At 41.2% G+C, this 13,202-nt stretch carries 8 protein-coding genes and 1 pseudogene; 1 reads left to right on the forward strand and 8 read right to left on the reverse strand.

The genetic code is table 11. The annotated features are described in order from the left end of the window. Positions 1 to 94 precede the first annotated feature (94 nt). Positions 95 to 1,423, forward strand: a complete 1,329-nt coding sequence (locus PAARA_RS00305) for an IS4 family transposase (RefSeq protein WP_062567086.1) — start codon at positions 95 to 97, stop codon at positions 1,421 to 1,423. A gap of 342 nt (positions 1,424 to 1,765) precedes the next feature. Here the strand turns inward: PAARA_RS00305 and PAARA_RS20685 are convergent. The 8 genes and pseudogenes from PAARA_RS20685 to PAARA_RS00360 form a co-directional block, all read right to left on the reverse strand. Beyond that, positions 1,766 to 2,476 (reverse strand): annotated as a pseudogene (locus tag PAARA_RS20685) (RHS repeat-associated core domain-containing protein); the annotation flags it as partial. A 723-nt stretch (positions 2,477 to 3,199) separates the two neighbouring features. After that, the gene (rluF, locus tag PAARA_RS00330; protein WP_062567092.1) at positions 3,200 to 4,117 is read right to left on the reverse strand and encodes a 23S rRNA pseudouridine(2604) synthase RluF; all 918 of its coding nucleotides are present in this window, start codon (positions 4,115 to 4,117) and stop codon (positions 3,200 to 3,202) included. A 77-nt stretch (positions 4,118 to 4,194) separates the two neighbouring features. Next, positions 4,195 to 5,298: an ABC transporter substrate-binding protein gene (locus PAARA_RS00335; RefSeq protein ID WP_062567093.1), complete on the reverse strand. Its 1,104-nt coding sequence runs from the start codon at positions 5,296 to 5,298 to the stop codon at positions 4,195 to 4,197. 51 nt (positions 5,299 to 5,349) lie between these two features. Next, positions 5,350 to 6,432, reverse strand: coding sequence for a DUF418 domain-containing protein (locus tag PAARA_RS00340; protein WP_062567094.1), 1,083 nt, complete (start codon positions 6,430 to 6,432; stop codon positions 5,350 to 5,352). Positions 6,433 to 6,439: 7 nt separating this feature from the next. After that, positions 6,440 to 7,654, reverse strand: a complete 1,215-nt coding sequence (locus tag PAARA_RS00345) for an EAL and HDOD domain-containing protein (RefSeq protein ID WP_062567095.1) — start codon at positions 7,652 to 7,654, stop codon at positions 6,440 to 6,442. 91 nt (positions 7,655 to 7,745) lie between these two features. Next, positions 7,746 to 9,284: a glycogen synthase gene (locus tag PAARA_RS00350; RefSeq protein ID WP_062567096.1), complete on the reverse strand. Its 1,539-nt coding sequence runs from the start codon at positions 9,282 to 9,284 to the stop codon at positions 7,746 to 7,748. Between the two features lie 74 nt (positions 9,285 to 9,358). Beyond that, entirely contained in the window at positions 9,359 to 10,660 is a 1,302-nt protein-coding gene (gene glgC, locus PAARA_RS00355; protein ID WP_062567097.1) for a glucose-1-phosphate adenylyltransferase, read from the reverse strand. Between the two features lie 18 nt (positions 10,661 to 10,678). Beyond that, positions 10,679 to 13,198: a glycogen/starch/alpha-glucan phosphorylase gene (locus tag PAARA_RS00360; protein WP_062567098.1), complete on the reverse strand. Its 2,520-nt coding sequence runs from the start codon at positions 13,196 to 13,198 to the stop codon at positions 10,679 to 10,681. Between the last annotated feature and the right edge of the window lie 4 nt (positions 13,199 to 13,202).

Below are 13,202 nucleotides of genomic sequence, written 5' to 3' on the forward strand. Positions count from 1 at the left end.
TAATGCCGATCAGTTAAGAATATTTTCATGATCGGTTGACCGATCTTTTAAAGGCTTCAAAATCCGATATCAGAAACTGATATCGGATTTTTTTATGTCTTTACTCACAAACCTCGATGAAACATTTAGTCATGCGGAAGACTTGAAGGCTGTCGATAAGCTTATGTCTTTTGTCGACCCTGAACTTCTTCAGCAAGCCTATACACTATCGGGCGTAGCAACTATCAGACGTCGCCGGTTACCTCTGGATTCGGTCGTATTTACTATCGTGGGTATGAGTCTTTTTCGTAATGACCCTGTCTGGGACATCGCAAATAAACTTGATATCTCATTACCAGGTAAAAATCGATTTGTTGCCCCCAGTGCGGTAGTTCAAGCTCGGCAACGACTAGGTGATGAAGCTGTCGGTCACGTCTTTAAGCTGATGGCACAACGGGCCTTTGGTGATTTTGCCTTTGAACAGTGGTGTGGTTTAAATGTGTTAGCAGTTGATGGCGTGATGTTTCGTGCTCAGGATACCGGTGAGAACCTTACTGCATTCGGTTGTGACCGTAATGCTAAAGGCGATAATCCGTATCCACAGGTACGCATGTGTAGTCTGATGGAAACCTCCAGCCACCTTCTACTGGCCAGTGAGTTTGACAGTCGGGATGTGGGGGAGATGTCTCTTGCGCAGCGGCTTATTCCTTCGGTTCCCAATAACTCTCTGACTCTTTTCGACAGAGGATATTATTCGCTGGGGTTATTGTACTTATGGATGACTAAAGGCGTTAATACGCACTGGATGCTCCCTGCCCGTAAAGATCTACAGTACACAGTAAAACACCGACTAAGCGAACATGATGCTGTTATCACTCTCAAGACTTCGCCTCAGGCTCGGAAAAAATTTGATGGTCTACCAGAAACCATCGACGCGAGGCTAACCAGTTACAAAGTAGACGGGAAAAGCTACCATGTGCTCAGTTCAATGGTCGATGTATTGCAGTTTCCCTACGAAGAAGTTGTTGATGTGTACGTTCAACGCTGGGAAATAGAGCTAGGGTTCAGGGAAATGAAACAGACGCTAAATCAGGCCAAGCTAACACTTCGTAGCAAGAAACCTGAGATGGTACGACAGGAGCTCTGGGGACTACTACTGGCCTACAACCTGATTCGGATGATTATGCTGGATGCCGTTAAAGATATGCCTGAGCTATCCCCATCGCGGCTTAGCTTCGGCCTCTGCATGAGACACATCATCGTGTTCTTCCTAACCACTTTACCGGAAACAGTAACCAAGTTGCCCGTTCACTATGAATACCTGATGGAATCGTTAAGGATGATGAAATTACCTGACAAACGGCCTGATAGGTATTACCCAAGAGTTGTGAGGAAAAGACCGACTAAATACCCCACAAAGAAAAAAGCCAGTCAGCTTAACTGACTGGCATTACCATGAGAGTGGGGCTTTTTGTTCAAATTTGAGTGGATGTCATCTAAAGATTTGTTCTAAATTTTAAGTTTGGAAAAAATCCAGCTTAAGATCTTAAAAGACACACCATATAAGATAGCCAGAGAAAACAACATCAACGCAAAACCACTTAGAACGATAACTTTGTCATATTCCCTTAACGGCTTATTCACATCAATTCCCAGTTCCGCACCGACCTTATGAACTAATGTTATATAGATAAAGGTTACAATAAATACATTTATTGTATGTATGATTAACCTTACTTTTTTTCCTTTCTCTGATGTTGAATCTGAAAATTTTAAAGAACCCATATCAACAACCCGAACTATCTTTGCATACTTTATCTGCTGTAGCAGTACCTGCTGCTGCTCCTGTTGCATACCCAGCCCCAACCTGAACGTCCGCAGCTGCTGATTTGCTACCAGCATTTGTTAATGACTGTGAATTGCTTAACACTCTTTGAGAAGTTGATTCTGTCATATTATGACTAGCTTGACTAATAGAGTTATCTGGTAACCCCTTGGTCAATGCTCCTTTTACCGAATTTGCTGTACTCTTGGCTAAAGCGCCTCCAACAGCGCCTGTTAAACCTGCTGTCGCAACCTTAGCACCATCATAATTTCCAGTAGCAATTTGATTTACAGCTTCACCTGCCGCATTTGCACCACCACCTAGTAAAGCAGATGATACAACCCCGCCACCTAGAGAGCTTGCCAAACCAACTGCACCACCAACAGCCGATGCACGAGCAACAGAAGAAAAACTTGCGTTATCGTTTGTCAATAGTTCTGTGGCACCACCTATTACAGCACCAATTAGTGTTGCAGCTATTTGAATACCAAACTCACCATCAGGGTCTACATATTTATAAGGGTTATTATTGGCATACGTGTAGCGACCAAACCCATGCACAGGATTCCCACGCCCCATATGCCCCATGACATCCACAGGATCATTACTCATAAAGCGACCTATGACTGGATCATAGTATCGTGCCTGCATATAACTCAACCCTAAATCCGTGTCGAATTTATGCCTGTGTAGCCCACATCATCTTTTGCTGCTTCAATGCTATCCCCATACGGCTTATAATTCATAACCGATGGCGCGACAGCAACTCAAGTACCTTCTTTAGCAACTAACTTACCTCCAAGATATATATAATTAATGCCCCCTTTCGGTGTTTCTCGGTAATGCAATTTACCTGCCTTACTGTATAAACTATAGCTAACACCTTTTGAGTCTATGCTCTTGATACGGCGATTATAGCCATCGTAAACATAATGATTACTATCCGATTTGACCATTTGGTTCGCAAGAATATAAGCAAAGGTATTCTTAACCATTATTTGTAATATTACCGAGGCTATAAAACAAATATGGTTAATTCAAAGTGCGAGGAATTGGACTCAAAAAGTCTATTTACTTATCATTTTTATCTAACTGGCTTGCGCAAGAGTAGCAGCTCTCTTTTGGCATGTTATATTTTAAAAATGAGCGAATAACTTGGTTTTTACCACATTTAGGGCATGTGTAGTTTATCGATTGAACAACCAAAATAATTGCAGTGACCAAACTCAGTATATAAAACGGATTTAAAAAGAAATCGACACGAATATCAATGAGGTTAAAGCCCATGATACAGACAACAAGCACTACTAATGTTATTTGAAATTTTTTTGTGTTTTGCCATTTAAATACCAAGAACCTTTCTAACCTAAAGCTAAATACGCTTTATGTTATTAGCTATTTTTTAAGACTCAATGTGCCTACACGTTTAGTGCTACTACGCTTTGTTTGCGTATTTTTTGCAGAATGAGTTTTCGTTTGTTTTGAGTCTGTACGCGCTTTTTTTAGGTATTTCGAAAAGTCGCGCTTTTTATCGTTTTCTGCGCGAGGTTTTGGCGAAGGCTTGTTTTGCTGTTTGTTTTCATCTATGGAACGTTCTTCAGTTTTACCTGAATTTGCAATGGAGTTATTAATTTCAGCCATTTCTTGTTCTGTCAGGTGACGCCATTGGCCTACTTTCAAGCCTTTTAACGTCACATTCATGATGCGCGTGCGTTTTAGAGTCACAACTTCATAGCCTAGGTATTCACACATGCGGCGAATTTGGCGGTTGAGCCCTTGTGTCAATACAATCGTAAATTGCTGAGGGCCAGTTTGTTTGACTTTACATTTCTTTGTCACCGTATCGAGGATGGGAATACCATTTGCCATTTTATTTACAAATTGGCGGTTTAACGGTTTATCAACGGTGACGACGTATTCTTTTTCGTGATTATTACCCGCGCGCAAAATCTTGTTAACGATGTCACCTTCGTTAGTTAGAAATATTAACCCTTCGGATGGACGATCTAAACGACCAATAGGAAAAATTCGCTCAGGATAGTTTACTGCTTTTACAATATTACTTTGAATTTTACGTTCTGTGGTACAAGTTATCCCCACGGGTTTGTTGTAAGCGATATAAACAAGTTTAGGCTTTGCTTTGAGTGCTTTGCCATCGATAAGTACGTCGTCGGAGTCACTGACTTTAACGCCCATTTCAGGTAAATTGCCGTTAACCGTTACGCGACCTTCTTCAATATATTTATCGGCCTCACGACGTGAACAGAACCCTGTTTCACTGATAAATTTATTTAATCGCTTTAACTGTGTCATAACGTACTTCTATTGGAATGGTAAAGCCGCTAGTTTATACCAGAATGCTTAGGCAAACCAGACGCAATAGAGGCCGTCTAAAAAGCGGATTCATCAATAGCCACATTGGCGTTTTTTTGCAACAATAAGGAATGCAGCCGCTCAAAATCGAGCTGATAGGCAGTATTATTTGAACCGCTGAGCAAAAATGCGTCAAAGGGAACCGTAGACCAATCTTCGATGTCTCTTATCCAATTATAATCGTTTACGTTTTGATTGGTGATCACACCTAATAAAAACTTTATAGAATTATTATTTGTCCAATATGAGTGACCATTGTGATGATCGACCAGACTTATTAATGCCCATGCACCCATCATAAAATGCCCACCGGCACTTGCGGTTAATCGTCCTTGTTCAATCAGTCTTAAGTTATCATCAAGCCAGTCCATGCCACCAATAAAGTACTGTTTATTATTTTTCTCTTTAACAGCATCCAGTGCGCCAAGCGCCATTAAGTCAGAGGCACACCAAATAACATTTGTCTGGGGGTAGCGATGTAATAGCCTGCGCACTTTATCTGTGGCCTCAGTTTTGTTCCAATTAGCATAAACCACCTGCTCTAGCTCAACTTGCTGATTTTTTAAAAAGTGCTTTAAGCCGTTACTACGTGTGTCAGATTCGGTGCCATAGTGGCCATTAATAGCAACAAAATGCGCTGTTTGGCCTGCATTTTCAGCACTGTCTAGCAGGGCTTTGCCAAGTTGTTCACCGGCTTTAAAGTTGTCGTGATACACTTCGCCTAACCAATATTTAAAATGCTGTTTTGGCTCACCGACTTGCTCTCTCTCAGCCCCCAGAATAGTTTCTTCTAGGGTAATAAACTTAACTTTGTGTTTTTCTAACAAACTCATCGACTGCTCAGCGCCGCCTGGATAGTTAATTAAGACAACATAATCAGGTGTCGCATTGTATTTGAGGTATTGCTTGAGTTCTTCCAGTTGAATATGGCGATTCGCCCCGCCATAGATAATATCCAAATCGACATTAGTTTGCTTTGCAGCCGCCTGCATTACGTCGGTCACTTTTTGCCAAAATGGTTCTTCTTTAATGGATGGATTTACAAATAACACATTAAATTGCTCGACTGCGCAAAGTGGCATTGTGCATAACATTAGTAAGCTAATTATCCAAAACCGCATAACATCCCCGAACAATTTTCTTTAAGTTAAGTGTAGTACACACAGTGGCGACTATGACGATAATTTACGCCATACATATTCACATGGACCATGCTTAAATAAACGTAAATATAAGGCACAAAAGCTCAGTTGAAGCAGGGCAATAAAAACGCTCAGTAGCCAATAATCAATCCGATTAAAGGTAAGTACCCACGAAGGAAATACAATTCGAAAGCACAACAAAAAGATCACTGTTTGCATTAAATATAAGGTCAATGACATACGACCTGCATTTTGTAAGGCCGTAAATTTATTTTTATTATTTCCGACAAGCTTCACAATTAAATGAATATAGAGTAAAGCAGTACTAAGGGCTGCAAACCAGTTAAATGGCTCAGCTAAAGCATATGTTAAAACGCTTGTGCTAGGCTCAACTATTAACCTCAAAAGCGTAAATCCAACGGCAGCTGGTAAAATAAAGTTAAGCTGTTTTGTCGTTAAACCGTTTACAAAAATGCCTTGTTTATAGAGTGCAACACCAATAAGCATAATACCCGCTGCCATCCATAATGTTATAAGCGGGAGCGCTATTAGCATCACAACAAACATGAGTATGTTACTCATAAACCCAGAAAAAAATGATGAATGCCAGTCTTGGTAAGCCTCTACAAAAGTATCTGATTCACGAGTTAAGGGGCTCATATCAGGTTCAATAAAAGCCAGTAAAAATGAAATGACTGCACCAAGCGCTAAAAATCCAATGCCTTGCTTTAGTTGTTGATTATAGGGTTGGTCAATAAACTTTAATGTTAACCAACCTGCACACGCATAAATTAATAGAATATCGCCAGCCCAAAGTAAAAGACCATGTGCTAGACCTATAAAGGCAAGTATTTTTAAACGATTATATTGTTTATCACGTAACTGAGGATGCTGCCGTTGAATAACTAAGCCTGTGCCAAATAACAGGCAAAAGAGTGTTCTGAATCGCCCATCAATAAAAATGAGATCGGCTGTATGAATTATATTATCAGATAAAGGTGGTTGTGGACTTGGCACATATCCATATTCAAAAACACCGAAAAAATAGGCATTCATAAACATCAGGCCAAGTACCGCGATACCCCGTAAAACATCCATATTTATATTGCGCATAAATCACTTATAAGTTTTGCCGACAGCTATCGCTCCAATTTACCGCATTTTCATAGATTTTGGGAAGATCTGCACTATCAATATTAATATAGACAACAGCTTGCTCTAATGCCCACCAACTGCCTGATTCGTAAGCTTTAACAGTCTCAAGTATATAGTAGAGAATGTTCCTTTCCTGCATCAATGCCGCATGGATATCATCAGGAAAAGGTAGTCTATCAAGCAGCTTTTCCATCGGTTGGTCAAGTATAGCATCCAGCAAAGAAAACAAACCTGTTAGAAACGCTTCGCCAGTGTGTTCTTTAGCGACTTGCAAGGCTATTAACTCACAAAAGCGTGCCCTAACAACACAAAGCCGAGTTAACTCGGCTGGTTTTGATTGCGCACTATGGGCGGTAATTATAAGACTTACAAACTTTTTCAGTCGTTCATTACCCAAATAAACAAGTGCCTGTTTTAAAGACCCTATTTTGCTTTTTATTGGAAAAACACCACTGTTGATCAGTCGCAATAGTTTATAGGCAAGGGCTGTATCAAGAGAAAACAAACCTGCCACTTCGTTAATATCGGGTGAAGGTCGCATAACTTCAGCGTAAATCGACAACACTAAGGCGTAGTTATAGTTAATGTCACGCTGTTGAATCATGGTTGGTTTTGCAAAAAAATAGCCTTGGAAAAAATCAAAGCCCATTTCATAGGCTTTTTTGTAATCTTCTTCCGTTTCAAGCTTTTCAGCGAGTAGTTTTATTTTTTTGTGCTTTTTTAGCTTATTGACGACAGGAGAAATTTCTTCGAAAGGCGTTTGTTTTACATCAAACTTTATTAATCGTACTAATTTTAAAAAACGATCCCATTCTGGTTGATAAACGAAATCATCCAGAGCAAGCTTAAAGTTATTATGAAAAAGTTCACGACAAAAAGCGTAGTTTTCGTCTGTTGGCTCCATGGTTTCCAACAGTTCGATAACAACATCTTGGTTAGGCAAAAAAGCGCATAAATCCAGTTTCAAAGACTCTGGACCAATATTAATTAACGCTTTTTTCCCCGATGTAATATGACGTGTACCTAAGTTGAGCTGATTTTCCATAATGAGTCGTGCTGTCGCAGTACTTTCAGCAACATTCGGAAAACAGTTTTTCTCACTATCACGAAATAGTAACTCATAGGCGACAACTTGTTGACGACGATTAAAGACAGCTTGCCTAGCAACAAATACAGCCACTTTACCTACTTTTTATTTATTATGTAACACTAAGTAATTAATAACTGAAATTGAAACAAAAGTCACCCTATTCCCAATAATAGTCCATTTTTTATTGATATAAGTCCGATAAATAATTTGTGGCGACTTGCTGCCAAGTAAAACGAGCACTTTTCGCTCGCTCGCAAATTGTACACCACAGCTCAGAATCTGTTTCCCTTAACGCTAATACCTCACTAAAACGATTAATGAGTGCACTACTTTGCTGGCTAAGATTAGCGCCTTCAAAACTAAAACCATTTTCTGAATCAACGACTGTATCTTTAAGCCCCCCCACACTATGAACAAGACATGGTTGGCCTGCTCGCATCGCTAGCATCTGGCTTATACCACATGGTTCAAACGAGCTAGGCATTAAGAATAAATCACCTAAGTGATACAGGTATTCGCCTGTTAAGTGTGCATACCCTTTTAAATATAATAAGTTAGCATTTCGTGCCATCGCCGCGGTCATTAATTGCTCAAGCGAGTCATCACCGGAGCCCAATATAATCATATAGCCATGGTATGTACTTAAACGAGCACACAATTCATCAATAACACGATGTTGATTATAAGGTTGCCGCAACAGCAAGGCTTTTTGATCCGTTAAACGGCCGACACTGGTTACTAATGGGCCTGAAAAGGAACGTGTTTTAAACTGTAAAAGCCGTTGATGCGCAATGTAGTGGGTTGAGTCAAGTATCGGACTTTTTGCCATCCATTGAAACAATGCCAACTCGGCATGCTGATACAGGCTAGCCAGTGTGCAATTATCAGGCTCTGCGACTGAGTATTCACAGCCATTGAGTATGCCAACTACTCGCCCTTCTTTATTAGCCGCCTGTAAGTCTTGCTCTAATCCTTCGCCACCAAAAAAACCATTGTCAGCATCGCTTGCTTTAAGGACCTCTTGGCAATAAGTTGGAGACACCAAGTGAACTTTATCAACTAAATTAATCGCTGTGCGCATCGGGTTAAAACAATCTGGGTAGCGAGGATCACACAATGTTTGACCATCGTAGCCTAAACTTGGAAACCATGCTTCTAAGCTCGAGCTATCCCCCTTAAATGGGCGAATACCTTGTAGGGCTAAATTATGAACCGTGTAGGCTAAAAAGAGGTTTGAAAACCGATTAAATCGCTTATCTGTTTTTAATAACAATGCGACACACGCACTATGCCAATCATGTAGGTGTAATACATCTGGGGTATTAATAACCCCTTGTAATAAAGCCTCACAGACTGCCGCATTGAACAGAGCAAACTTACTGGCATCTGTTGCAAATGGGCGGCCTATTTCATCATTACAATACACAGCACCGTGATGTCGGCTAAATTCCCAATGCGAAATAACAAGTTGCTTTATGCCCTGTTCCGACTGAGCTAGCTGCCACACTTCTAATTGCTCTATTTTGCCTGCAAATGAAACCGAGATACTGCCTAAGTGCTGACGCTCCAAATAATGGAAACCATAGTCAGGTATAACAACATCAACCGTTAAGCCTTTTTCAATCAAAGCCTTTGGGCAGTCTCTCACAACATCAGCAACGCCACCTACTTTGGCATTGGGTAACGCATCATTCTCTGCAGCCACCATCAACACATGCATGTTTGCAGTACTCCTTTTGAATATGTTTAAATCATGCAGCCACGGCAATACGCGCTAACTGCATGAGCACGGCATTAAGCAAGACGTTTGTTATCCTGCTCTTGTTGCTTTAGTTTCTTGGCAAGTTCATGCAACATGTCACGGGTAACAAGCACAATGCCTTTTTTGGATACCCTAAAGCCATTTTCTCTGTCAACCTTATGATCGTAGCCAATTTCCAGTCCTGCCGGAATTTCACAGCTACGGTCGATAATTGCGCGTTTAATTCGACAATTACGCTGAATTTTTGCACCGGGTAGAATCACCGACTGTTCTATTTCACAATAAGAGTGTACATGCACATTCGAAAACAGCAGTGACTTTCTCACTAACGAGCCCGAAATAATACACCCACCTGAAACAGTGGAATCCACTGCCATACCGCGCCTGTCATCATTATCGAAAATAAATTTAGCAGGTGGAAGTTGCTCTTGGTATGTCCAAATAGGCCAACTTGGGTCATATAAATCAAGTTGCGGTTCAGGCATTACTAGCTCCATATTGGCTTCCCAAAACGAGTCTAGGGTGCCAACATCGCGCCAATACGGCTGACCTTCAAAGCCTGGATCTCTAAATGGATACGCATACACATTATGCTCTTCGATTATGGCAGGAATAATATCGTGGCCAAAGTCTCGGCCAGAGCCCTCTGTTTCAGCATCTTTTTTTAGCTGTTCAAACAAAAACTCGGTATTGAAAACATAATTCCCCATTGATGCCAAACATGTGCCAGGTTTGCCAGGCACAGAACTCGGGTTTGCTGGCTTTTCATCAAAACGGCGAACCCGTTTAGTATCATCAACTGTCATCACACCAAAAGTATTTGCGGCTTCTTCACAAGGCACTTCAATGCAGCATACTGTCATATCGGCCCCTGTTTCCACGTGCTTTGCCAACAGGCCGCCATAGTCCATACGGTAAACATGATCCCCAGACAAAATCATTACATACTTAGGTAGTTCATGGCGAATAATATCCATATTCTGAAAAACAGCATCCGCAGTACCACAATACCACTCATCACCATAACGCTGAGATGCAGGCAGTATTTCAACTGACTCTCCAAGCTCTTTCTTAAAGTGCCCCCAAGCACGATTTACATGACGAATTAATGAGTGTGATTTGTACTGAGTAGCAATCCCCACTCGACGAATTCCTGAGTTTATACAGTTGGACAATGGGAAGTCGATAATTCGATGCTTACCACCAAAGTACACAGCCGGTTTCGCTCGCCAATCTGTTAATTCGTGTAAACGTGAACCTCGCCCACCCGCTAAAATTAGGGCATACGTTTCTCTTGTTAAACTACTTATATATCGATTTGCATAACTTGGCATAACTCTCTCCGTCTTAAGTTAGCTACTTTTTTCTGTGTGTTGCTGTGTGCGAGTATCCAAAAGTGGCTCCAAATGCCATATGTCGTCACTGTATTGGCTTATTGTTCTATCGCTCGAAAACATTCCACTGGCGGCCGTATTCAAAATGCTCATTTTGGTCCAATGTGATGTGTCTAAATAGGCTTGCTCAACATGTTCTTGCGCTTGTACAAAGCTGGCAAAATCATGGGCGACTAACCAAGGATCGTGTGGGCTTTTAATCGCGGCAATGATGTCGTCAAATAAATTGGGTTCAAAAAGATTAAAATGACCACTTTCAATGAGCTGCATCACCTTATATAAGCTGTCAGTTTGTTGAATAATTTGCTCAGGGTTATAATGGGCTTTAATATCGTCAATTTGTTCTGCGCGGGCACCAAATAAGAAAAAGTTGTCTGCACCAACCGCATCTCGAATCTCAATGTTTGCACCATCTAATGTGCCAATGGTCAGTGCACCATTCATCATGAATTTCATATTACCCGTGCCTGATGCTTCTTTACCTGCTGTTGAAATTTGCTCTGATAAATCCGTTGCAGGGCAAATAGTTTCCATTGCGGTGACATTATAATTAGGCAAAAACGCAACACGTAAGTAGGGCTGAGCGAGTGGATCTTTATTGATAACCTCAGCGACGTTATTAATTAACTTAATGATCTTCTTCGCCATGTAATAGCCAGGTGCTGCTTTGCCACCAAGTAACACACAGCGTGGCACGATATTGTCTGTGTGGCCTTGACGAATTCGATCATATAAATGAATGATATGCAGTACATTCAAAAGCTGGCGTTTGTATTCATGAATACGCTTAACTTGCACATCGAACATCATTGAAGAATCAAACTCAACACCACAGCGAGCTTTAACTAAATCAACTAAACGCTGTTTGTTAGTGCATTTAACTGCTTGCCATTGTTTGTGGAAGGCTTCATCGTCGTAATAACGACGTAGCTGGCTAATTTTGCTGAAATCAGCAACCCAATCATCACCGATTTTGCTGGTAATTAATGTGCTTAACGCAGGGTTACAATGAGCAAGCCAGCGACGAGGAGTTACACCATTTGTCTTGTTATTGAATTTGTTAGGCCATAACTGATAAAAGTCATTAAATAAGCCAGCTTTCAATAGTTCAGTATGCAGGGCTGCTACACCATTGACGGAGTAGCTACCAACAATCGCTAAATACGCCATACGAATTTGCGGCTCGCCACCTTCTTCAATTAACGACAAAGCTTGTTGTTTGCCAACATCGCCTGGCCACGCTTGTGCAACCTCAGCTAGAAAACGAGCATTAATCTCATAAATAATTTCTAAAACACGGGGCAGTAAACGAGAAAATAATGACACCGACCACTTTTCAAGTGCTTCAGGTAACAGTGTATGGTTTGTGTATGCCATTGTTTTTGTGGTAATTAGCCACGCTTCATCCCAATCAAGCTCATAATCATCGACAAGTAGTCTCATTAGCTCTGCTACAGCGATACTAGGGTGAGTGTCGTTTAACTGAAATACATGATGATCGGCAAAGTCAGAAAAGTCTTCACCGTACTGATTAACCCAAATATCAATGATGTCTTGAATACTGGCCGATGATAAAAAGTATTGTTGACGTAAACGCAGCTCTTTACCGTTTTCGCTACTATCGTTGGGATATAGCACCATGGTAATTTGCTCTGCTAAGTTCTTACGTGCCACAGCCTCAGAGTAACTGCCTGCATTGAACTCACTTAAATCAAACTCATCGGTGGCTTCTGACTTCCACAAACGCAAGGTGTTAACTATGTCATTTTTATAGCCAGGAATTGGCACATCATAAGGTACGGCGAGTACGTCTTGGGTATCAAGCCACTGACGATGTACTCGTCCTTGTTTATCTGTATAGCTGTCTAGGTGACCAAAAAATTTAACCCGTTTTGACTGCTCTGGTGCGCTTAATTCCCACGGATGGCCTTCGCGTAGCCAGTTATCTGGTTGCTCAACTTGATGACCGTTTTCAAGTGCCTGATTAAACATACCGTATTCGTAACGGATACCATAACCAATAACAGGCAGAGCAAGACTGGCGCAGCTATCCAAAAAACACGCTGCAAGACGCCCTAAGCCACCATTACCAAGCCCTGCATCGTGTTCAGCTTCTGCAACTTGTTCAAGTTCAGTACAATATTGCTGCAATGCTTTTTCAACTTGCTCATCTAAATCAAGATTCAAAATTGCATTGCCAAGTGCCCGTCCCATTAAAAACTCCAGTGATAAATAGGCAGTTTTTCGACGCTTTTGTTCATGTATTTGCTGCTTAGTTACACGGCAGCGAGCCACCAGCCTGTCACGTATTGTTAATGCTAACGCATGATATAAATACAGTTGTGACTTGCCGACTTTGTCACGCCCTAAGGTGTAGTAAAAATGGCGTGATAAATCATCCTCTAAGGTGCTTTCATCAATAATTGGCGCGTCTTGCCACCCTTTTACAACACATGCTTGCTCAGCATTTTTAGTCATGACT

It is taken from the genome of Pseudoalteromonas arabiensis (genome assembly GCF_001550155.1).
GTDB classification, from domain to species: domain Bacteria; phylum Pseudomonadota; class Gammaproteobacteria; order Enterobacterales; family Alteromonadaceae; genus Pseudoalteromonas; species Pseudoalteromonas arabiensis.

Coding starts and splice junctions, on each gene's coding strand:
- PAARA_RS00305 (WP_062567086.1), top strand. CDS start 95: ATGTCTTTACTCACAAACCTCGATGAAACATTTAGTCATGCGGAAGAC.
- rluF (WP_062567092.1), bottom strand. CDS start 4,117: ATGACACAGTTAAAGCGATTAAATAAATTTATCAGTGAAACAGGGTTC.
- PAARA_RS00335 (WP_062567093.1), bottom strand. CDS start 5,298: ATGCGGTTTTGGATAATTAGCTTACTAATGTTATGCACAATGCCACTT.
- PAARA_RS00340 (WP_062567094.1), bottom strand. CDS start 6,432: ATGCGCAATATAAATATGGATGTTTTACGGGGTATCGCGGTACTTGGC.
- PAARA_RS00350 (WP_062567096.1), bottom strand. CDS start 9,284: ATGCATGTGTTGATGGTGGCTGCAGAGAATGATGCGTTACCCAATGCC.
- glgC (WP_062567097.1), bottom strand. CDS start 10,660: ATGCCAAGTTATGCAAATCGATATATAAGTAGTTTAACAAGAGAAACG.
- PAARA_RS00360 (WP_062567098.1), bottom strand. CDS start 13,198: ATGACTAAAAATGCTGAGCAAGCATGTGTTGTAAAAGGGTGGCAAGAC.